The organism is Amycolatopsis sp. NPDC098790 (assembly GCF_044759945.1).
Taxonomy (GTDB): domain Bacteria; phylum Actinomycetota; class Actinomycetes; order Mycobacteriales; family Pseudonocardiaceae; genus Amycolatopsis.
On sequence record NZ_JBIWAI010000008.1, the window covers coordinates 20,656 to 41,889 of the forward strand.

At 69.5% G+C, this 21,234-nt stretch carries 19 protein-coding genes, 2 tRNA genes and 1 other RNA gene; 14 read left to right on the forward strand and 8 right to left on the reverse strand.

Going from position 1 to position 21,234, the window contains the following annotated elements:
* Nucleotides 1-139: 139 nt before the first annotated feature.
* Nucleotides 140-1,165: a PDZ domain-containing protein gene (locus ACIQWX_RS43690; protein WP_400885326.1), complete on the forward strand. Its 1,026-nt coding sequence runs from the start codon at nt 140-142 to the stop codon at nt 1,163-1,165.
* Here ACIQWX_RS43690 and ACIQWX_RS43695 read toward each other — a convergent pair.
* Nucleotides 1,162-1,692: a PPA1309 family protein gene (locus ACIQWX_RS43695; RefSeq protein ID WP_400884396.1), complete on the reverse strand. Its 531-nt coding sequence runs from the start codon at nt 1,690-1,692 to the stop codon at nt 1,162-1,164. The genes ACIQWX_RS43690 and ACIQWX_RS43695 overlap by 4 nt on opposite strands.
* A 149-nt stretch (nt 1,693-1,841) precedes the next feature.
* Between ACIQWX_RS43695 and ACIQWX_RS43700 the strand changes: the two genes are divergently transcribed.
* Nucleotides 1,842-4,838 carry a UPF0182 family protein gene (locus tag ACIQWX_RS43700; protein ID WP_400884398.1) on the forward strand — a complete coding sequence of 999 codons (2,997 nt, stop codon included), beginning with the start codon at nt 1,842-1,844 and terminating at the stop codon, nt 4,836-4,838.
* Nucleotides 4,839-4,905: 67 nt separating this feature from the next.
* A tRNA-Met gene (locus tag ACIQWX_RS43705) sits at nt 4,906-4,979 on the forward strand.
* Between the two features lie 46 nt (nt 4,980-5,025).
* Here the strand turns inward: ACIQWX_RS43705 and ACIQWX_RS43710 are convergent.
* A complete protein-coding gene (locus ACIQWX_RS43710; protein WP_400884400.1) occupies nt 5,026-6,444 on the reverse strand; it encodes an FAD-dependent monooxygenase in 1,419 nt (472 codons plus the stop codon).
* Nucleotides 6,445-6,538: 94 nt separating this feature from the next.
* Between ACIQWX_RS43710 and ACIQWX_RS43715 the strand changes: the two genes are divergently transcribed.
* From ACIQWX_RS43715 to ACIQWX_RS43750, 8 genes are all read left to right on the forward strand, one after another.
* Nucleotides 6,539-7,123: a TetR/AcrR family transcriptional regulator C-terminal domain-containing protein gene (locus tag ACIQWX_RS43715; protein WP_400884402.1), complete on the forward strand. Its 585-nt coding sequence runs from the start codon at nt 6,539-6,541 to the stop codon at nt 7,121-7,123.
* Between the two features lie 77 nt (nt 7,124-7,200).
* Nucleotides 7,201-7,277: transfer RNA gene (locus ACIQWX_RS43720), tRNA-Met, on the forward strand.
* A gap of 381 nt (nt 7,278-7,658) precedes the next feature.
* Nucleotides 7,659-8,159 (forward strand): PadR family transcriptional regulator, encoded by a 501-nt coding sequence (locus ACIQWX_RS43725; RefSeq protein WP_400884404.1) that lies wholly within the window; start codon nt 7,659-7,661, stop codon nt 8,157-8,159.
* A gap of 63 nt (nt 8,160-8,222) precedes the next feature.
* Nucleotides 8,223-9,326 (forward strand): peptide chain release factor 2, encoded by a 1,104-nt coding sequence (gene prfB / locus ACIQWX_RS43730; protein ID WP_400884406.1) that lies wholly within the window; start codon nt 8,223-8,225, stop codon nt 9,324-9,326.
* 112 nt (nt 9,327-9,438) lie between these two features.
* On the forward strand, nt 9,439-10,128 hold the full coding sequence (ftsE, locus tag ACIQWX_RS43735; RefSeq protein ID WP_086683549.1) for a cell division ATP-binding protein FtsE: 690 nt from the start codon (nt 9,439-9,441) through the stop codon (nt 10,126-10,128).
* A gap of 42 nt (nt 10,129-10,170) precedes the next feature.
* Nucleotides 10,171-11,064 carry a permease-like cell division protein FtsX gene (gene ftsX / locus ACIQWX_RS43740; RefSeq protein WP_400884409.1) on the forward strand — a complete coding sequence of 298 codons (894 nt, stop codon included), beginning with the start codon at nt 10,171-10,173 and terminating at the stop codon, nt 11,062-11,064.
* Nucleotides 11,065-11,127: 63 nt separating this feature from the next.
* A complete protein-coding gene (gene smpB, locus ACIQWX_RS43745) occupies nt 11,128-11,610 on the forward strand; it encodes an SsrA-binding protein SmpB (RefSeq protein WP_043776590.1) in 483 nt (160 codons plus the stop codon).
* Nucleotides 11,607-12,503 (forward strand): amidohydrolase family protein, encoded by an 897-nt coding sequence (locus ACIQWX_RS43750; protein ID WP_400884412.1) that lies wholly within the window; start codon nt 11,607-11,609, stop codon nt 12,501-12,503. The genes smpB and ACIQWX_RS43750 overlap by 4 nt, the downstream gene beginning before the upstream one ends.
* Here ACIQWX_RS43750 and ACIQWX_RS43755 read toward each other — a convergent pair.
* Entirely contained in the window at nt 12,493-13,815 is a 1,323-nt protein-coding gene (locus ACIQWX_RS43755; RefSeq protein ID WP_400884414.1) for an acyltransferase, read from the reverse strand. The two genes, ACIQWX_RS43750 and ACIQWX_RS43755, sit on opposite strands and share 11 nt — an antisense overlap.
* Nucleotides 13,816-13,908: 93 nt before the next feature.
* Nucleotides 13,909-14,124: a hypothetical protein gene (locus ACIQWX_RS43760; RefSeq protein ID WP_400884416.1), complete on the reverse strand. Its 216-nt coding sequence runs from the start codon at nt 14,122-14,124 to the stop codon at nt 13,909-13,911.
* A gap of 132 nt (nt 14,125-14,256) precedes the next feature.
* Here ACIQWX_RS43760 and ACIQWX_RS43765 point away from each other — a divergent pair, with 132 nt between their 5' ends.
* Complete coding sequence (locus tag ACIQWX_RS43765; protein WP_400884418.1) at nt 14,257-14,898, forward strand: class I SAM-dependent methyltransferase; 642 nt, start codon at nt 14,257-14,259, stop codon at nt 14,896-14,898.
* Here ACIQWX_RS43765 and ACIQWX_RS43770 read toward each other — a convergent pair.
* Genes ACIQWX_RS43770 through ACIQWX_RS43780 form a run of 3 tightly spaced genes read right to left on the reverse strand, consistent with a single transcriptional unit; the run spans nt 14,895 to nt 17,380 of the window.
* Nucleotides 14,895-15,536, reverse strand: a complete 642-nt coding sequence (locus ACIQWX_RS43770) for a response regulator transcription factor (RefSeq protein WP_086685091.1) — start codon at nt 15,534-15,536, stop codon at nt 14,895-14,897. The two genes, ACIQWX_RS43765 and ACIQWX_RS43770, sit on opposite strands and share 4 nt — an antisense overlap.
* Before the next feature lie 39 nt (nt 15,537-15,575).
* On the reverse strand, nt 15,576-16,709 hold the full coding sequence (locus ACIQWX_RS43775) for a sensor histidine kinase (RefSeq protein ID WP_400884420.1): 1,134 nt from the start codon (nt 16,707-16,709) through the stop codon (nt 15,576-15,578).
* Nucleotides 16,706-17,380, reverse strand: a complete 675-nt coding sequence (locus ACIQWX_RS43780; protein WP_400884422.1) for a sensor domain-containing protein — start codon at nt 17,378-17,380, stop codon at nt 16,706-16,708. Before ACIQWX_RS43780 ends, ACIQWX_RS43775 begins: the two co-directional genes overlap by 4 nt.
* Nucleotides 17,381-17,533: 153 nt before the next feature.
* Here ACIQWX_RS43780 and ssrA point away from each other — a divergent pair.
* Together ssrA and ACIQWX_RS43790 are read left to right on the forward strand one after the other, a co-directional pair.
* Nucleotides 17,534-17,901: a transfer-messenger RNA gene (ssrA, locus tag ACIQWX_RS43785) on the forward strand.
* Nucleotides 17,902-19,697: 1,796 nt separating this feature from the next.
* Nucleotides 19,698-19,907 (forward strand): hypothetical protein, encoded by a 210-nt coding sequence (locus tag ACIQWX_RS43790; protein ID WP_284749433.1) that lies wholly within the window; start codon nt 19,698-19,700, stop codon nt 19,905-19,907.
* Here ACIQWX_RS43790 and ACIQWX_RS43795 read toward each other — a convergent pair whose 3' ends face one another.
* Nucleotides 19,908-21,197: a diguanylate cyclase gene (locus ACIQWX_RS43795; RefSeq protein WP_400885328.1), complete on the reverse strand. Its 1,290-nt coding sequence runs from the start codon at nt 21,195-21,197 to the stop codon at nt 19,908-19,910.
* Between the last annotated feature and the right edge of the window lie 37 nt (nt 21,198-21,234).

Consider the following 21,234-nt stretch of genomic DNA (forward strand, 5'->3'; position numbering starts at 1 on the left):
GGACCCATGTGCGTGGCCTTCACCGACAAGCGAACACGGTCACCGTACGCTGTCACGCGTGACCAAGTCCTCCGAGCAGACCGCGCCCGCGAAGAGCAGCCCGGACCCCGGCGCCGAGCCCGCCGGCGAGGCCGGGCGGATGACCCGCCGCGGCTGGACGCTCGTGGTCAGCGGCTCGCTGTTCCTCGTCTTCGTGGTGCTCGGCCTGGTCGTGCCGGTGCCGTTCGTGGCGATCAGCCCCGGCCCGACCTACGACACGCTCGGTCGCGACGCCGCGGGCAACTCCGTCATCCAGGTCACCGGCCACGAAACCTTCCAGACCACCGGCGAGCTCCGGATGACGACCGTCTCGCTGCACGACGGCGTCACGCTCTTCCAGGGCCTCGGCTTCTGGGCCAGCGGCCGCTACGCGCTCGCGCCGCGCGAGGAGTACTTCAAGCCCGGCGAGACGAACGAGCAGGTCAAGCAGGAGAACATCCAGCAGCTGCAGGACTCGCAGACGAACGCGCAGGTCGCCGCCCTGCGCAAGCTCGGCTACCCGATCAAGGTGCTGGCGAAGCAGATCGTCTCCGGCAGCCCCGCCGACCACGTGCTCTCGCCCGGCGACAAGCTGATCACCGTCAACGGCAAGAAGATCGTCGAAGCCGCCGACGTGCGCAACGCGCTGGCCGGCACGCTGCCCGGCCAGACCGTCCAGATCACCTTCCAGTCCGACGGCCAGCCGGAGCGGACCGTGCCGCTGACGCTCGCCTCGCGGCCCGACCGCAAGGAGGGCTTCATCGGCCTCACCGCGGTCGACCGCGCCGACGCCCCCTTCACCGTCAACATCTCGCTGCAGGACGTCGGCGGCCCGTCGGCCGGCCTGATGTTCACCCTCGCGATCATCGACCGGCTGCAGCCCGGCGACCTCGCGGGCGGGCGGCACATCGCCGGCACCGGCGAGATCACCGAGACCGGCGAGGTCGACCCGATCGGCGGGATCTCGTTCAAGGTCGTCGGCGCCCGCGAGGCCGGCGCGACCGACTTCCTGGTGCCCGAGCACAACTGCGCCGAGGCCAAGACGAACGCGCCCGCCGGGCTCAACCTCATCAAGGTGTCCACACTGGACGACGCGCTCGCCCAGCTGGCCAACCTCAAGGCGGGCCGCCCGACGGCGTCCTGCTAGGGGAGGAGCGTCGCCTTGAGGGCCTCGAGGAGGTTCGGCGCCAGGTCCGGGCTCTCGACGATCTCGTCGACCGACTCGTCGCCGCCCATCCCGCGCAGCCGCATGGCGCACGCGCCTTCGCCGTCGCGCAGGACCGCGGCGACCAGGCGGGCCTCCGTCCGCTGCGGGTGGTCGGCGGCCGCGCGGCGCAGGCTGTCGGCGTCGGCCTCGGCGACGTCCGGCAGCTCCGACTCCGAGCCCGGCGGCAGCACGATGATCTCCTGCGCGAGCGCGCACCCGATGACGATGTCGGGCCACGCGATCCGGGCCAGCGCGTCGGCGAGGTCGCCTTCGGGCAGCGCTTCCTGCGCGACCGGCGTCAGCGGGTTCGCCCGGTCGAGCTGCCCGGCCAGCTCCGGCTGCTCGTCCAGCAGCGCCGCCGTCGGGACCAGCGCGAACAGCTGCGGGGGCTGGTCCCAGCCGCCCGCGGCCATGAACTCCTCGATCTCGCGGGCGAGAGCGGCCACTCCGGCCTGCTGCGATTCCATGCGCACATCGTGGCAGGCCGGTCCTCGCCACGACGCCGCGAGTCCGGTTTGGGCGGGTCCCGGGAACTTCCCCGGGCATCCGTAGAGTTAGGGAATCAGGGGGCGCGTGCGCCCCTGTTCAAGTGCTGACGAAGACAGGAGCGTGCACCGTGGCGACTCGGCCCCCGGTGAGCCTGCCGAAGCTGTCCCGGCGGAGCCGGATCCTCCTCATCATCGCCGCGGTGATCGTGCTGGCGCTCCTGCTCGGGGCCCGCTTGCTCGACACGTACGTCGACTGGTTGTGGTTCGGTGAAGTCGGTGCCCGCTCGGTGTTCACCACCCAGGTGGTCACGAGGATCATCCTGTTCTTCGCCGTCGGGTTGCTGGTCGGCGGCGTGCTCGCGATCAGCCTGATGATCGCCTACCGGACGCGCCCGGTGTTCGTGCCGATCTCCGGCGCCGACGACCCGCTGGCCCGCTACCGGTCCGCGATCGTCGCCCGGATCCGGCTCTTCGGCATCGGCATCCCGGTGCTCACCGGCCTCATCGCCGGCCTGTCCGCCCAGGGCGACTGGCAGGTCGTGCAGCTGTTCCTCAACGGCACCTCGTTCGGCCAGACCGACCCCGAGTTCGGCAACGACGTCGGCTTCTACGCCTTCGACCTGCCGTTCTACAACTGGCTGCTCGGCTGGCTGTTCATCACCGTCGTCATCTCCTTCTTCGGCGCGCTGATCTCGCACTACGTCTTCGGCGGCATCCGGCTGGCCGGCAAGGGCGGGCAGCTCGCCGGCCCGACGCGCGCGCAGCTCGCCATCACCGTCGGCGTCTTCGTGCTGCTGAAGGCGGCCGAGTACTTCTTCGACCGGTACAACCTGCTGCTGTCCGACCGCGGCGCGCCGCTGTTCATCGGCGCCACCTACACGGACCTGAACGCGGTCCTGCCCGCCAAGCTGATCCTGCTGTGCATTTCGGTGATCTGCGCGATCGCGTTCTTCGCCGGTGCCTTCCTGCGGAACCTGCAGCTGCCGGCGATCGCGCTCGTGCTGCTGATCCTGTCGAGCATCCTGGTCGGCGTCGCGTGGCCCGCGATCCTCGACCAGTTCTCGGTCAAGCCGAACGCGAACGAGAAGGAAGCGACGTCCATCCAGCGCAACATGGACGCCACCCGCCGCGCCTTCGGCCTCACCGACGTCCAGTACCAGCCCTACACCGGCAACGCCACCGCCACGCCGGACCAGCTCAAGGCCGACTCCGGGACGATGTCGAACATCCGGCTGCTCGACCCGAACATCCTTTCCGACACCTTCACCCAGCGCGTCGGGCGTGAGAACTTCTACGGCTTCCCGGCGAAGCTCGACATCGACCGCTACACCGTCGGCGGCGTGACGCAGGACTACATCGTCGCCGCGAAGGAGATCAAGACCGAGGGCCTGACCGGCAACCAGACGAGCTGGATCAACAAGCACCTCGTCTACACCCACGGCAACGGCTTCGTCGCCGCGCCGGCCAACACGATCGACCGCGCGGTCAAGGACGCCAACTCCGACGGCGGCTACCCGATCGCCACGACCAGCGACACGCAGAACCCGTCGGGTGCCGGCTCGCCCGCCGCGGGCCAGCAGGGCATCGAGGTCAAGGAACCGCGGATCTACTACGGCGAGCTGTCCGCCGCGGACTCCGACTACGCCATCGTCGGCGGCAACGGCGCGCCGGGCGAGTACGACACCGCCACCGACCGCTACAACTACAAGGGCACCGGCGGCGTCTCGGTCGACAACTGGTTCAACCGCCTGGCCTTCGCGGCCGAGTACGGCGAACGCAACATCCTGTTCTCCGACGCCATCGGTGAGAACTCGAAGATCATGTACAACCGCGACCCGCGCGAGCGCGTCAGCAAGGTCGCGCCGTGGCTGACCCTCGACGGCGACCCGTACCCGGCGGTCGTCGACGGCAAGATCCAGTGGATCATCGACGGCTACACGACGATCAACAACTTCCCGTACTCGCAGCAGACGCAGCTCGGCGCGGCGACCAACGACTCGCTCAACGGCGTCGCCCGGCAGGCGAACAGCTCGATCAACTACATCCGGAACTCGGTCAAGGCCACCGTCGACGCCTTCAACGGCACTGTGACGCTGTACTCGATCGACGACAAGGAACCGGTCCTCGACGCCTGGGAGAAGGTCTTCCCCGGGCTGGTGAAGCCGAGCTCCGAGATCTCGCCGGACCTGCGGGCGCACTTCCGCTACCCGGAGGACCTGTTCAAGATCCAGCGCGAGCTGCTGTCGCGCTACCACGTCAGCAACCCGCAGGAGTTCTACTCGCAGCAGGCGTTCTGGAGCGTCCCGCAGGACCCGACGGCCGAAGGCGGCTCGAACCCGGCCGCGGCCGGGGCCGCCAACCAGCCCGGCTACTACGTCCTCGCCGACAGCCCGGGGCAGAGCAAGCCGACGTTCCAGCTGACCAGCTCGCTCACCGGTCTGCAGCGGCAGTACCTCGCGTCCTGGATGTCGGTGTCGTCGGATCCGAACGACTACGGGAAGATCCGCGTCCTCCAGCTACCCAGCGCGGCGACCGGGGCCACCCAGGTCGACGGCCCGGTCCAGGTGCAGAACCGGTTCCAGAGCGATCCACGGGTCGCGCAGGACCGGACGCTGTTCAACAACCCCAACGTCATCCCGATCTACGGCAACCTGATCACGCTGCCGGTGGCGCAGGGCTTCCTCTACGTCGAGCCGGTGTACATCCGGCAGCGCAACCAGAACAGCTATCCACAGCTGGCCCGCGTCCTCGTTTCCTACGGACCGAAGGTCGGCTACGGCGCGACGCTGCAGGAAGCCCTCGACCAGATCTTCGGCGCGGGCACGGGCGAGGCGACGACGACGCCACCGCAGGCAGGCCAGCCCACGACCACGCCACCGACGACGACCCCGCCGGCCACGACGACGCCACCCAACTCGGGCGGCGGCAACGCGGCGCTGGACAAGGCCGTCGCGGACATCCAGTCCGCGCTCGCCAAGCTGCGAGCGGCTCAGCAGTCGGGGAACTTCACGGACCAGGGTGCGGCTCTCGCGGCGCTCGACGCGGCGGCCAAGGAGTACGAGTCGGCCAAGACCGCGGCGCCCGGGACCAGCACTCCGCCGCCTAGCAGCCAGCCGGGCGGGTGACGTCGGTTACCTAACGGGCACCTGCTTTGCACCCCCGGGAAACGGTGGCGTAAGGTAGGTGTCACGACGCGGGGTGGAGCAGCTCGGTAGCTCGCTGGGCTCATAACCCAGAGGTCGCAGGTTCAAATCCTGTCCCCGCTACTGGAAGAAGAGGCGCGGCCAACTGGCCGCGCCTCTTCTTTTTTCGTCAGACGAGCCAGCCGGCCACGGAACCCGTCGTCGAGGCGATGTAACCGTCCGGGCGGATCAGCGCCTGCGTCAGGTCGGGCCATGGCAGCTCCGGTACCTCCGCTACGACTACCTCCGGATGCGGTGCCGGTGCCGGGGTTTTCGTCAGCAGGACGAACTTTCCACTGTGGAACAAGTCGCTCGCGAAGCCGTTGCCCAGTGGGAAATCCGGGAGGCGGGCTCCCGCCGCCGGGTGGGATTCCGGCGATGCGTAAGCGATGTCCAGGCCCGAGACCATCCCCGACAGCTTGTGCTGCACCTCGGGAAGCGCTGTCAGGTCGCGGAACAACGCCCGCAGGGCCAGCTGGTCCGGGGTCAAGGGAATCAGCGCGTTCTGGGCCGCCACGTTCTGCAGGACCCCGGAAGCCACCGTGCGACGCTCCTGCTCGTACGAATCCAGGAGACCCTCCGGGGCTCGGCCGCGCACGTCCGCCGCCAGCTTCCAGCCCAGGTTCAGCGCGTCCTGGACACCGAGGTTCAGCCCCTGCCCGCCCGCGGGGAAGTGGACGTGCGCCGCGTCGCCCGCCAGGAACACCCGGCCCACCCGGTACTTCGCCGCCAGACGGCTGTCGTCCGAGAAACGGGACACCCAGCGGATTTCCTTGATCTCCACCTCCTCGCCGAAGCGTTCGCGCACCGCCGCGCGGACCTCCTCCGCCGGCACCTCCGCCCGGAGGTCTTCGGGCCGGTTCAGCCGGTCGCCGTAGCTCAGGCGGTACAGGTTCGGCTCGCCCAGCGGGATCAGGCCGACGAACTTGCCCGGGCTGTGCGACGTCACCATGTTGCCCATCGATCGCCACTCCGTCGGCGCGCCCGGCGGCGTCGTCCGGAACAGGATGTCCGCCGAGACGCCGTGGCCGCGGCCCTCGATCCCTTCGAACGGCAGACCCAGGGCCTTGCGCACCGCGCTGCGGCCACCGTCGCAGCCCGCCAGGTACCGCGCTCGGATCCGGACGTCGCCCGCCGTGACCGTCACGCCGGCGGCGTCCTGCTCGAACGCGGTCAGTTCGTGGCCGCGCAGCACCTTCACGCCCTGCTCGGCCAGCCGCTCCTCCAGCGCCGCCTCGACCTGGGCCTGCGGGATGCCGACCTGGTACGGGTGCCGCGTGTCCCAGCCGGTGTAGCTCACCGGGATCACCGCGAAGTGTCCGTCCGAGACGGTCGCGAACGACCGCTGCTCCGCCCGGCCCAGCAGGCCGCGCAGATCGAGGACCTCCGCCGTGCGCGGCTGCAGGTTCAGCGCCTTCGACAAGCCCGTCCGCTCGTGCATCCGCTCGAGCACCTGTACGTCCACTCCGGCCAGTGCCAGCTCGTTCGCCAGCATCAGCCCGGTCGGCCCCGCCCCGGCGACGACCACGTCCGCGGTCAGCTCGTTCATCCCCAGCTCCTTAACAACGTTAAATTGACCTGACCCGAGGATGCCCTTAACATCGTTAAACTGTCAAGCCGGGTATCCGAGGAGAATCGAAAACATGGCCCTGACCAGGCAGGACATCGCGCGTTCGGGCCTGAAGCTGCTCAACGAGGTCGGCCTCAACGGGCTGACGCTGCGGCTGATCGCCGCCGACCTCGGCGTCAAGGCGCCGGCGCTCTACTGGCACCTGAAGAGCAAGCAGGAACTGCTCGACGAAATGGCGACGCAGATGTACGCCGATTCGGCAGGCGACCGGCGGCCGCCGGAGGGGCTGGGGGAGTGGGACGCCGTCGCGCACGGGGCGCGGGCGCTGCGGCGGATGATGCTGTCCTACCGCGACGGCGGCAAGGTTTTCGCGGGCACCTACCTCGGCGACACCGGATTGGTCGGGCCGAGCCCGCTGCGGCGCAGCATCGAGGCCGGCTTGGACGAACGGCGAGCGGGCCAGGCGCTGTTCACCGTCTACAGCTACGTCGTCGGCTTCACCATCGAAGAGCAGGCCGTCTACCCGGTACCGGGGCAGCTGGACGAGCGCTACCGCGACGCGGACGCGGGCGATCTCCTCGCCGACGTCGGCTCCCGCTTCGAGGACGGCCTGGAGATGGTCCTCAGTGGAGCACGTCTGTGGCTCGGAGTGGCGTAACGCCTGGTCAGCCGGTTAGCGGACCCCGGTGAAAACCCGGTGGCCACCCCGTGTAATCTATTCAAGTACCACAACGGCGCGGGGTGGAGCAGCTCGGTAGCTCGCTGGGCTCATAACCCAGAGGTCGCAGGTTCAAATCCTGTCCCCGCTACCAACGAAGAGGCACGTTCTCGGAAATCCGGGAACGTGCCTCTTTTGTCATGTTCGCACGAGTTTTCCTGCCGACTTTTCCGCGAAACCGTCGAATGACTGCGGATCCCACGATGTGAACCCCGTTTCCGGGTGGTTGCGGTGTGTGTCCGGAGTGCGCCAAGCCGGGGAAAGCGCCTTGCCGAAGTCACCTGCCTGGCCGCCTCGGGGTGGCTCGCGTGCGGCTGGTTGGACCAAAGTACGGGCCCTGGTGGTTGCACAGCGTGTCCGCGGTCCACAGTGGACCTGGTCGCATTGGGCCGAACGAGGGGATCTCACTAGCCACAATGGACAGATCTGCTGACCACTGTGGACACAGCGGCCGATAAGTGGGAATCTAGGGGACGTGTCCGAATTGAATGCAACAGCCGCCGCCCTGCTCGGTCTGCTCCACGACGGTCCCGCCACCGGCGGGCAGCTCGTCGCGGGAGCGGGTGAGCGATTCGGCGCCTTCTTCAGCGTCACCCGCAGCCAGGTGTACCGGGAGCTCCCGGCGCTGTCCAAAGAAGGTCTCGTCCGGCTCGGCAAGCAGGGCCCGCGCTCCAGCCAGCAGTACCTGATCACCGCCGCCGGCAAAAAGGCCTTCAAGGCCTGGCTGACGTCCGAGGCCGGTCCCGACCACCTGCGCAGCCCGCTCATCCTGCGGCTCGTGCACGCGGCGTCGCTGACCGCGAAGCAGCGCCAGGTGCTGCTCGACTCGGCCCGGACGAGCTACAGCCAGCAGCTCGACGATGCGAAGGCGGCCACCAAGGCGGCCGACGGGCCGTACGAGAAGGCCGTCGGCGAGTTCGCCCAGGCTCAGGCCAAGGCCGCGCTCAAGCTGCTCGACGCCATCCCCGCGGCCTGAGGTTCGCGCGCCCACGACCGGTCCTCGCAACCGGTCGTGGGTTTTGCCGTAACCTTGACAAACGTGAGTGATGAGTTCGACGCGGCACTGAGGGACCTGACCGGCAAGCTGACGCAGATCGAGTCGGTGATGGACCTGGACGCGCTGCGTGCCCAGGTGGCCGACCTGGAGGCACAGGCTTCGAGCCCGACCCTCTGGGACGACCCGGAGGCGGCGCAGAAGGTCACCAGCCAGCTCTCCCACCGGCAGGGCGAGCTGCGCCGGGTCTCCGACCTGCGCCAGCGGCTCGACGACCTCGGCGTGCTGTACGAGCTCGCCGAGGCCGAAGGCGACGCCGGCAGCATGGGCGAGGCCGAGACCGAGCTCACCGACCTGGGCAAGTCCATCGACGGCCTCGAGGTCCGCACGCTGCTCTCGGGCGAGTACGACGACCGCAACGCCGTCGTCACCATCCGCTCCGAGGCCGGCGGCGTCGACGCGGCCGACTTCGCCGAGATGCTGCTGCGCATGTACCTGCGCTGGGCCGAGCGCCACGGCTATCCGACCGACGTCTACGACATCTCCTACGCCGAAGAGGCGGGCATCAAGTCGGCGACGTTCAAGGTGAGCGCCCCCTACGTCTACGGCACGCTCTCGGTCGAGCAGGGCACCCACCGGCTCGTCCGGATCTCGCCGTTCGACAACCAGAGCCGCCGCCAGACGTCGTTCGCGCACGTCGAGGTGCTGCCCGAGGTCGAAGAGGTCGACCACGTCGACATCCCGGAGAAGGACATCCGGGTCGACGTCTACCGCTCCTCGGGCCCCGGCGGCCAGAGCGTGAACACGACCGACTCCGCGGTCCGCATCACGCACATCCCGACGAACATCGTCGTCTCGTGCCAGAACGAGAAGTCGCAGCTGCAGAACAAGGCGGCCGCGATGAAGGTGCTCCAGTCCCGGCTGCTGCAGCGCAAGAAGGAAGAAGAGCGCAAGGAGATGGACGCGCTCAAGGACGGCGGCTCCAGCTGGGGCAACCAGATGCGCTCCTACGTCCTGCACCCGTACCAGATGGTCAAGGACCTCCGGACCGAGTTCGAGGTCGGCAACCCGACCGCGGTGCTCGACGGCGACATCGACGGCTTCCTCGACGCCGGCATCCGTTGGCGGAAGCAGACCGCCGCCGCGTGATCGGTGCAGGGGGTGTTTGCGTGACCGCTCACCGTGCGCAAACACCCGCTGCTCCACCCGGGTGGACCGGGCAACCGGGGCTTCACGAGACCGGTGGGTAGTATGCCGAATCGTGATCCGGCTCGAAGAGGTTTCCAAGGTCTACAAGACCTCGACGCGGCCCGCGCTCGAGCGGGTGTCCGTCAACATCGACAAGGGTGAGTTCGTCTTCCTCATCGGTCCCTCGGGATCGGGGAAGTCGACCTTCCTCCGGCTGCTGCTGCGCGAAGAGACGCCCAGCAAGGGCCGCGTGATGGTGTCCAACTTCGACGTCGCCAAGCTGGCCCGCCGCCGGGTCCCCCGCCTGCGGCAGACCATCGGCTGCGTCTTCCAGGACTTCCGCCTGCTGGCCAACAAGACCGTCGCGGAGAACGTCGCGTTCGCCCTCGAGGTCATCGGCAAGCCCGCCCCGACCATCAAGAAGGTCGTCCCCGAGGTCCTCGAGCTCGTCGGCCTCGACGGCAAGGCCGACCGGCTGCCCAACGAGCTCTCCGGTGGTGAGCAGCAGCGCGTCGCGATCGCGCGCGCGTTCGTGAACCGGCCGCTGGTGCTGCTCGCCGACGAACCGACCGGGAACCTGGACCCCGACACCAGCCAGGACATCATGCTGCTGCTGGAGCGGATCAACCGCACCGGCACGACCGTCCTGATGGCCACCCACGATCACTCCATCGTGGACTCCATGCGGCGCCGCGTCGTCGAGCTCCAGCTCGGCCGGGTGATCCGCGACGACGCCCGCGGCGTCTACGGCATCGGTCGCTGACCTTCCCGCCCCAGCCCCCGACTTCAAGGACCTGACCCCGACATGCGCGCCAGTTTCGTCTTCAGTGAGGTAATCACCGGCCTGCGCCGGAACGTCACGATGACCATCGCGATGATCCTGACCACGGCCGTGTCGCTCGCCATGCTCGGCGGCGGCCTCCTGGCCGTGCGCACGATCGACAAGATGAAGTCCAATTTCCTCGCCGACGTCGAGGTTTCGGTCTACCTCACCGACGACATCAGCGCGACGGACAAGAACTGCACGCAGTCGCTGTGCCAGTCGCTGCGTTCGTCGCTGCAGAGCAACGACGGCGTCGAGTCGGTCGTGTTCGAGAACCGCGACCAGGCCTTCGACCGCTTCAAGAAGATCTTCGAGAGCCAGCCGGAGCTCATCCAGCTGACCGGGCCGGAGTCGCTTCCCGCGTCCCTGCACGTGAAGCTGAAGGACCCGGACCGCAGTGAGTCGATCGTGCAGGAGTACGGCAGCAAGCCGGGCGTGCGGAAGGTCGACGACCAGAAGAAGTTCCTCGACCGCGTGTTCAACGCCTTCAACGGCGTCCGGAACATGGCGTTCGGCGCCGCGCTCATCATGGCCATCGCCGCCCTGCTGCTGATCGCCAACACGATCCAGGTGTCGGCGTTCACCCGGCGCACCGAGGTCGGCATCATGCGGCTGGTCGGCGCGACGCGGTGGTACACGCAGCTGCCGTTCCTCCTGGAGGCGGTGGTCGCCGGCGTCTTCGGTGCGGTCATCGGGATCATCATGCTGATCATCACGAAGGCCGGCTTCCTCGATTCGGTGTTCACCGGGGACGTGTTCCCGAAGATCACCACGCTGGAGCTGCTGTTCCCGGTCGCGCCGATCCTGCTGGCGGTGTCCGTCGTGATCTCGGCCATCACCGGGTACGTGACGCTGCGCCTGTACGTCCGGCACTAGCGTTTGCTCGTGTCTATTCAAAACCGGCTGCTCGTCGTTTCCGGAATCACGTAGAGTGGTCGTATGCCCAAGGAACGTGGCCAGAAGGTGATCGTGTCGAACCGCAAGGCGCGGCACGATTACTCCATCCTCGACACCTACGAGTGCGGTCTCGTGCTCGTCGGCACCGAGGTCAAGAGCCTGCGCGAGGGCAAGGCGTCGCTGGCGGACGCGTTCGCGACGGTCGACGACGGCGAAGTGTGGCTGCGCAACGTGCACATCCCGGAGTACACGCAGGGCACGTGGACCAACCACATGCCCCGGCGGACCCGGAAGCTGCTGCTGCACCGGCGTGAGATCGAGAAGCTCATCGGCAAGACCAAGGAGAGCGGGCTCTCCCTGGTCCCGCTGTCGATGTACTTCAAGGACGGCAAGGTCAAGGTCGAGATCGCGCTGGCCCAGGGCAAGAAGGCCTACGACAAGCGGCAGACGCTGGCCAAGCGCGACGCCGAACGCGACATCCGGAAGGCCATGGGCCGCGCGCTGAAGGGCCGGTTCACGGAGTGACGCCGGGCCCGGCCTCCGACGGTGACGTCGCGCGCTGGACGGCGTCGCTGGGCCTGCCCGGCCTGGTCGACCTGCACGTCCACTTCCTGCCGAAACCGGTGATGGACAAGGTCTGGGCGTACTTCGACGCGGCCTCGACGCACTACGGCACCGACTGGCCGGTGCACTACCGGACGTCCGAAGAGGACAGGCTGGCGACGCTGCGCTCGCTCGGCGTGACGCGGTTCGCGCCGCTGGTCTACCCGCACAAGCCGGGCATGGCCGAGTGGCTGACGGACTGGGCCCTCGAGTTCGCCGCGCGGGTGCCGGACGCGGTGCCGACCGGGACGTTCTACCCCGAACCCGGCGCCGGGTCCGCTGTGGACGGTGCGCTGCGCGCCGGCGCCCGCGTGTTCAAGGCGCACGTGCAGGTGGGCGCGTACGACCCGCGTGACGCACAGTTGACGCCGGTGTGGGGAGCGCTCGCCGACGCGGGTGTCCCGGTGGTCGTCCACTGTGGACACGGTCCGTTGCGCGGCGACTTCACCGGGTTGTCGGTCTTCGAAGAGGTCTTGGCGCGGCACCCGAAGCTGACGGCGGTGCTGGCGCACGCGGCGATGCCGGAGTTCGGGACGGCGTTCGAGCTGCTGGCGAAGTACCCGCGGGTGCACCTGGACACCACGATGGTCGGCGTCCCGTTCGCCGAAAGGATGTCGCCGCTGCCGCCGGACTGGACGGCGCGGCTGGCGGAGTTCGCCGACCGGGTGGTGCTCGGCACGGACTTCCCGAACATCCCGTACTCCTACGCGACGCAGCTGCAGGCGATCGCCGGCTGGGCGGCCGACGATCGCCTGGGGGAGCCGTTCCTGCGGGCCGTCCTGCACGACACCCCGCTGCGCCTGCTCAACGCTTGACGACTGCTCGCTCGCTCACGACGACCGCGCGGCCCAGCAGCTCGGTCGCCGGGATCGGCTTGCCCGCCAGGAGGAAACCGGCCGTCGCGAGGACGATCCACGGCACCGGTCCGTGCGCGAAGCCGTCCGACAGCGGCGCGAAACCGTGCGCGGCCAGGCCGAGCAGGCCACCGGAAATCATCAGGCCGGCGACGACCAGCTGCGGCACCTTCGCCGTCGCGACGGCGGTGTCGCGCTGCATCTCGAAGTGCGCGAACAGCCGCAGCAGGCCCAGCAGCACCAGGCCGCACACCGCGAACCACGCGGGCGCCATGACGAGCCACAGTAGCGTGCCCGGCTCGGGCGTCTCGTAGCCGAGGCCGTAGACGGTCACGCCAGCCACCACGATCAGCGCCGGCATGTGCCAGAGGTAGACGCTCATGAACCGCGCGCCGAGCCAGCCGAGCGCGGTGCCGACGCCGGGGCGTTCGGCGAGCGCGTTGAGCTGCGGGCGGAAGGCGAGCAGCAGGCCGATCTGGCCGACGGCGAGGAAGGCGAGCAGCACGGTGGGCGGGCTCATGTTCGACACCGGCGCGCCCGGCATGCCGATCATGCTGGCCGGGTACGGGCCGAAGGCGACCATCAGCGCGGTGACGCCGAAACCGGCGGCCGAGAGCGTCAGGGCGGCGCGGCGGGTGAGCGTGCCGAGGCGGCCTTCGACGTAGTGGAAGCCGAGCTGGTGCACCGCGACCCAGACGAAGATCGCGTTGGCGTAACCGATGTAGCCGAGGTCGTTGAAGCGGGCGACGTCGACGAGGACGCCCGCGACCCCCATGACGAGCGGGACCTTGAGGCCCCAGCGCCGGTGCGCGGCGACCATCAGCGGCGTGAGGAGCACGACCAGGACGTACACGGCGAGGAACCACAGCAGCTGCGCGGCGATGGAGCTGCCGACCTGGAGTGGCTGCGGTGGGACGCCGAGGCCGCGCAGGAAGTCCGGCATGACGAGCCAGACGGCCATCAGCGGCAGCACGGGCAGCATCAGCCGCTTGAGCCGCGCGCCGAGCCAGGTCCGCGTGGATTCCGCGCGGCGGAAGGAAATCAGGTTGGCCGCGCCGCCGGCGAAGAAGACGAGCGGCATGACCTGCGACAGCCAGGTGACGACCCACCAGCCGGGCGTCGCGAGCGCGTTGCCGGTGCTGAGGGTGCCGTCGGAGTAGGAGAGCACCGGCATGGTCCAGTGCTGCGCGATGACGGCGAGGATGGCCCCCGCCCGCACGACGTCGAGAAACCTGTCCCGGCCGCCTCGTGCGACCCCCTGGCTTGTCTGCATGCGCCAAGCCTGGCCGGTCGCGACGTCCGGAACAGCGGTGCTGACCGGCGTCTTGGGGGTCGTGTTACCCCCAGGGGGATACGGGGGTTCTCCCTACCTCAGGCCGTCGGGCTCCGGTTCGTGCTGCGTCGCGGCGACGCGGTACTCCCAGCCGTGTTCGGTGAGGCCGAGTTCGTACCGGGTCTCGATCTTCGGGCCGCCGTGCAGGTGGATGTGCCGGATGACGGTGCCGGGCACGGGTTCGGCGTCCCCGAGCTCCTGGACGCGGCCGTCGAGCGGGCCGCCGAAGAAACGGACTTCGCCGGTCATCTGCTCGCTCCTCTCGACGGCGGGTCCGCTCATGGTAGGTGAGCGGTGCGGAGGGTGCCGCCCGCGGAACGGGTGACCCGATATCCACCCTACGGGACTTGTCGTCACCTTCCGTCGCTAAAGTTCCGGCCCGTGACCGAACCCGCGTACCTGACCAGCACCCGGACCGCGTACGACACCGTCGCCGATGCATACGCGGAGGAAGCGCGGGACGCACTGGCCACGAGTCCGTGGGACCGGGCGATGCTCAACACGTTCGCGGAACTGGTCGGTGCGACCGGCCCGGTCGGCGACCTGGGCTGCGGCCCGGGCCGGCTGACGGGCCACCTGGCCTCCCTGGGCCTGGACGTGTTCGGCGTGGACCTGTCCCCGGGCATGGTTGCGGTGGCTCGCCGGGCGCACCCGGAGCTGCGGTTCGAGGTCGGTTCGCTGACCGCGTTGGCGCTGGAAGACGGTTCCCTGACGGGCGCGCTGGCGTGGTACTCGCTGATCCACACGCCGCCGGAGCAGCTGCCTGTGGTGGTGGCGGAATTGGCCCGGGTCCTGGCTCCGGGAGGCCGCCTGCTGACCGCGTTCCAGGTCGGCGACGAGCGCCTCCACATCCCCCGGGGCTACGGCCACGAGGTTTCCTTCGACGCGTACCGCTTGCAGCCGGACTTCGTGGCGGGTCTGTTCGAGGCCGCCGGTTTGGCGATGGAAGCGCGGTTGGTCAGGGCGCCGCGGGAACGGGAGAAGACGCAGCAGGCGTACCTGCTGGCCCGGAAACCGGCTTAACGGCCCAAGTAGGTCAGCACCGCGCGGACGCGGCGGTGTTCCTCCGCGCTCGCTTCGAGGCCGAGCTTCGAGAAGATGTTGCCGATGTGCTTCTCCACCGCGCCGTGCGAAACCACCAGGGAGTTCGCGATCGCGGTGTTCGACAGCCCCTGCGCCATCAGCCCCAGCACCTCGGACTCGCGCGCGGTCAACGCGTCGAGGGGGTTGCGACGGCCGCGGGCCATCAGCTGGGCGATCACGTCCGGGTCGATCGCCGTGCCGCCGTTGGCCACGCGGCGGACCGCGTCGAGGAACTCGTCGACGTCCGCCACGCGCTCCTTCAGCAGGTAGCCGACCCCGCCGGCGCCGCCCGAGAGCAGCTCCACCGCGTACGACTCCTCGACGTACTGCGACAGCACCAGGACCGGCAGCCCCGGGACCTCCTTGCGGGCCGCCAGCGCCGCTCGCAAGCCCTCGTCGGTGAACGTCGGCGGCATCCGGACGTCGACGATCGCCAGGTCGGGACGGTGTTCCTTGACCGCTCCGAGCAGGTCGTCGCCGTTGTCGACGGCCGCGGCCGTCTCGATGCCCTCGTCGGCGAGCAGGCGGGTCACCCCGGCCCGCAGCAGCACGGCGTCTTCGGCGATGACTACCCGCATCCGGCCCCCAAGCTCGTGGATGAACGGGGTCCAGCCTATTCACCATTGGCAGGGGAGGTCAGCCCGGATCACCGTCGGCCCGCCGACCGGGCTGACGACCGTGATGACGCCGTCGATCGTCGCGGCGCGGTCGGCCAGGCCGGCCAGCCCGCCGCCGGGGCGCACCTCGGCGCCGCCGTGGCCGTTGTCGGTGATCTCGACGACGACGTGGTCGTCGGTCCGCCACACCTTCACACCCGCTTCGGACGCTCCGGAGTGCTTCGCGATGTTCGTCAGGGTCTCGCCGACGATGAAGTACGCCGTCGTCTCCACGGCCGCCGGCGGCCGCGGCTCGACGTCCACGTGCACGTCCACCGGAATGGGTGACTTCGCCGCTTGCGCCGACAACGCGGCGTCGAGACCGCGGTCGCCGAGCACCGCCGGGTAGATGCCGCGCGCGAGGTCCCGCAGCTCCGACACGGCGAGCTTCGCGTCCGAGTGCGCCTCGTCGATCAGCTCCCGCACCATGTCCGGGTCCTGGTCGAACTTCGACTTCGCCCGCCCGAGGCTCATCGCGACGGCGACCAGCCGCTGCTGAGCGCCGTCGTGCAGGTCACGCTCGATGCGGCGCCGTTCCGCCTCGGCCGCGTCCACGCCCCGCGCCCGCGAAGCCTGCAATCGCTCGGCCTTCTGCTCGAGCCGTTTCGTGCGGTCCGGGCCCAGCAGTGCGAGCCCCAGCTCGCCGTGCAGCCAGCCCAGCCACGGCGTCACCCAGACCGCCATCGGCAGCAGCACGATCGACGCCAGCGCGATCCCGACCTCCACGCACGCCAGCGGGAACGCGGCCATCAGGTAGGCGAGGTCCCGCCACGTCGTCGCGTCGCTGAGCCGCACCATCCACCGGCGCAGCAGCGGCTGGCCTTCTTCGTAGGGCCGCCGCTGCACGGGCGGCAGCGGCACCCGCAGCATCTTCCCCAGCCAGCTGCGCTCGCGGTCGCCCGACCAGCGGATGAAGCTCGTCGTCGCCAGCAGGATCGGGAACCCGATCCACACCACCGCCGTCCCGACGCCCACCGCGATGCCCGTCACGATCAGCACGAACTGCAGGATCCGGAAGAAGAAGCTGACGATCATGTACACGATCGTGCGAGCCGGGTGCGGCCGCGGGTGTTCCAGGGGTAGTGCCTCGGTCATCCCGCCACCAGGTTCTTCCGCTCCGCGTCTTCCCACCAGCGCTCCATCCGACGACGCTGGGCCACGGTCGTCCCCAGCAGCGCGTTCGCCAGCCGGGCGTGCACCCCGGCGAGCGCCTTGGTCAGCGCGACCGACAACGCGACGAACAGCACCCCCAGCGCTGCCCACGGTAGCGCTTCCACGGTCGAATCCACGGTCAGCCACCGCAGGTCGTCCGACGGGAAGTAGTACGCGCCCTCGGGCAGCCACCGGAAGTAGATCGGCAGGCCGGCCAGCGCCAGGCTCGTCGACCAGAAGGTCGTCACCAGCACGAACTCGACGACGCCCAGCGGGAAGAGCAGGAAGAAGTAGGCGAGGTCCCGCCACGTCGACGGGTCCTTCAGTCGAGCCTTCCACCGCTCCTTCTGCCCACCGGCGGGCAGCGGCAGGTAGGGCAGGTCGACGTAGGTGTCCAGCAGCGCGTAGACCCGAGCCCGTTCCAACCGCCCGGCCCCCCGAACGGCCAGCACGAGCAGCGCCAGCAGGCCAACACCCACCCACACGACGGCGGTCCCCAGCCCGGCCGCGGTGAACGCGGTCAAGAAGACGAACGCCAGCACCCCCACCGGCAGGTTCATCAGCAAGAACACCACCGAACCACCGAACGGCGGATCCCGCCTGTCGCTACCCATCACCGGACTCCTCTCTGCTGGAGTCCAGAGTCGTCTTTCCCGGCCGCAGGTGACATGGTGCGCGCGGGCATCCTCGCGGTAGGGCTGGCCCTACCCACCTGGAGTAAAGAGGTGGCCCCCCGCGTTATGATGTACAGGTTGTGTTCCCACCAAGGGGGTGAACGGTTTCGACTTTGGACGTTGATTCAGGAGAAGCGTGCCGGTGCAGGCGAGAGACCACCGTAAGCGTCATCGCAACCAAATAAGCGCCGACTCCAGTCAGCGCGAGTACGCCCTCGCCGCCTGAGCGAGTGCGTCTCTGTCGGCCCGGGTTCGCCTCCGGCCCGGGTACCGGCATCAGCTAGGAGGCTCAGCGATCATCCCGGCCACGGGGACTGATCGTGAAGCAAACAGTGGCTGGGCTCGTCACCTCGGCTTGTTCGCGTGACTGAGGGAGTCAAGTAGAGACGTAGCGGACTGCGCACGGAGAAGTCCTGTTGATACGCCAGAGGACCCGGGTTCAATTCCCGGCACCTCCACCTTCGAGAAGGCCCTCGCTCCTTCGGAGCTTGGGCCTTCTCTTCGGTTTCGTCCGTGTTCTCTGGGGGTCGAACCCCCAGACCCCCGCCAGGCGGGCTTCGCCCCCTGGACCCCCTTCTCGGGGCTTCGCCCCGGGCCCTTCTCTGGCTCGGGCTTCGCCCTGCGCCCTTCTTGGGGCTTCGCCCCTTGCCCCCTGCGGGGCTTCGCCCCTTTCCCCCTGCGGGGCTTCGCCCCCTGCGGGGCTTCGCCCTTCCCCGCCTTTCGGGCTTCGCCCCGTGCGCCTGGGCTTCGCCCCTTGCCCCGGGCTTCACCCTTGCCCCCGGACCCCAAAGCTTCGCCCTTCACCCCTTGCCCCCGGGCTTCGTTCTTCCCCGCCTTGCGGGCTTCGCGTCTTCTCTGGCTCGGACTTCGCCCCGCGCCTCCTTTCGCGTCTCTCTCGGGGCTTGCCCCAGGCCCTTCTGCGCAGGTCTGGTTGGTGCCCCGTCCTGGTGCGTTGCCCTTTCTTGGCTCAACTTCGCCCCGCGCCTCTCTCCCGGGGCTGCCCTCCGAGTCCCTTCTTGCTTCGGGCTGCGCTCCGAATCCCTTCTTGGCTCGGGCTGCGCCCGAGCCTCCCTCTCGGGCTGCGCCCGACCCTTCGTCTTGAGGCTGCGCTCCGCGCACCTTCGTGGCTCGGCCTGCGCTTCCTGCGCGGGCCCGTGCCTCGTGCCTCTTCGGCGGGCCCGTGCCCGGTGCCTCTTCGCGGGGCTACGCCCCGTGGCCCCCTGCGCGGGACTTCGCCCGTGCCCGCTGCTGCGCAGGTCCGGCTGGCGTCCTCCGTCTTGGGGCTTCGCTTCTTCTTGGCTCGGTCTGCGCGCCCTTGCCTCTTCTCGGGACTGCGCCCAACGACCCTTCTGCGCGGGTCCGACTGCCGCCATGCCACAGCTTCGGCATGTCACGGCCCGCGCGGCGCCACCCAGGAGCGAGCCAGCGCGAGAACAGGCACCGACGAGAACCCAGACTCCCCCGCACCCCGATCCGAAGCCAGAACACGGCCGGCAGCGCCGGGTCAAGGCATCTTTCCCGCCTTGACGCGGTGTTGCCGGCCGTAGTCACAATGACAGCTTCGGGGTGCCGGAAGGGCTTACGGAACCGCCGCTGGGAGCCGGGTGCCGGGTGCCGGAAGGAGTACGGAACTGCCACTGGGAGCTGGGGCTACGGAACCGCCGCTGGGAGCCGAACGCTCGAAGACCTACGGAACCGCCACCCTTAGCCGGGGAGCCGGGTGCCGGATGGGCTACGGAACCGCCGCTGGAAGCTGGGAGCCGGGTACCGGAAGACCTACGGAACCGCCACCCTGAGCCGGGGAGCCGGGAGCCGGATGGGCTACGGAACCGCCGCCGGAAGCTGGGAGCCGGGTGCCCGAAGACCTACGGAACCGCCACCCTGAGCCGGGTGCCGGTTGCCAGGTGCCGGGTGCCGGATGCCGGATGGGCAACGGAACGCCACCCGGAGCGGGGAACCGCCAGCCGGGAGCCGGAGCCGGGAACCGTCACCCTGAGCCGGGAGCCGGGAGCCGGGAGCCGGGAGCCGGGAGCCGGGTGCCGGGAACTGGGCGCCGCCAGCCGGAAGCCATGGCCCACCCGCCGCCTCCGCCATCCCACCGCGGGTCCGTCCCCAACCCCTCAAACCCACACCAACCCACTACTCTCCGCAGCTTTCAGCCTGTGATGGGGCCCACTTGTGAGTGAAGTTTTTGTGAGTGTCATGCTGAAGCCCCGACCATGGCTCCGCACCCGCGGGGTCGGAAGTAGGTGGCCAGATGACCTGGGCCCGTTCCAATGGCAGCTCCACCGCCAACGACGAAGACAGCCGGATGGGTGTTATCCGGGCTGAGGAAGCCGTTCGGCTTGCCGAACAGAACGATCGAGCCGTCATCACCGTTGCCGGGCACTCCTCCGATGTGCGGGAGTGCGCCGAACTGCTCGCCATGCTCGGGCTGGATGCCGGGCGGCGACACAAGATCGCCTGATCACGCCAGGTCCGCTACGTGGACCACCTTGTTCCGGCCCGTCGCTTTCGCGTGGTACAGCGCCGTATCCGCCGCGTCGAGCAGGCGCTGCAACGAGGTTCCCGCCGTCGGGTAGATCGCCATGCCGATCGAGGTCGAGAGGCCTGAGATCGAGAGCGTGCCCGCTGGGACCTTGAGCGCCGCCACCGCTCGGCGGATGCGCTCCGCCACCGCGCCGATGTCCGGGTGGGCTATTCCCGGCAGCAGCACCACGAACTCTTCGCCGCCGAACCGCCCTACCGCATCCCCGCGCCCTCGGACCGCGGCGATGATCGCTTCCGCTACCGCCCGTAACACCGCGTCGCCCGCCAGGTGCCCGTACGTGTCGTTCACCTGCTTGAAGTGGTCCAGATCCAGCATCAGCAAGCCGAACGTCGAGCGCTGGCGGGCGGCGGCCGCGAGGGTTCTCTCCGCCAGCGCGTGCCAGCCGCTCGTGTTGTACAGCCCCGTCTTCGCGTCGCGGTGGGCCGCCACCTCCAGCTGCTTCACCAACACCGTCCGGTGCAACAGCAGCACCGGTGGGAGCACCAGCACCGTCAGGCCCGGCAGCACCGCCAGCGCCAGCGCGTTCAGCGCGCCCAGGCAGAGCGTTGCCACCTCCAGGCCGTTGTCGGCCCACGTGCCGAACAGCGCCTCCGGGGTTCGGCCGATCTCGCGGCGGGCCGGGAGGACCAGCAGGGCGTTCACCACGAAGAACGTCACTCCCGCGGCCGCGATCGCGAACGTGCCCGCCCAGCCGCGCGGGAACGCCGCGCGCACGTCCGGGGCACCCGAAACGCGCATGACCGCCTGGGCCGCGTAGCACGACAGCAGGATGATGGCCGCGTTGCTGATCGTCCGGGACGCCGGCACCCGCTGCAGGCGGTACCAGCTGCGGATCGCCAGGTGCCCGTACAGACCGCCGACCAGCACCGCCAGCAGCGGCGGCGGGAGCACCAGCACGCCGGCGAACGTCCAGACCGACGTCATGTTGATGTGCGGCGTCCCCGACACGCGGCGGCGGATGCGCTCGACGCGGCGGCCCGTCTCCGACTGGGCGACGCCGAGGAGCAGCAGCACCAGCAGGATCAGCAGCGTGCGGCGGTCGACCGCGACCGGGAACGGGCGCAGCGTCAGGGTCACCGCCGCCGCTTCCGTCAGCAGGCAGTAGACGATCACGCGCGGGCCCTGGTGCCACAGCGCCCAGCGCCGTGGCACGAGCGCGTCACGAAAACGGGGTCCGCCGCGCGGGGTTCCGGCGCCGGTCCGCATACTCATGGTGTCCGGCCGGTGACGGATCCGGGTCGGC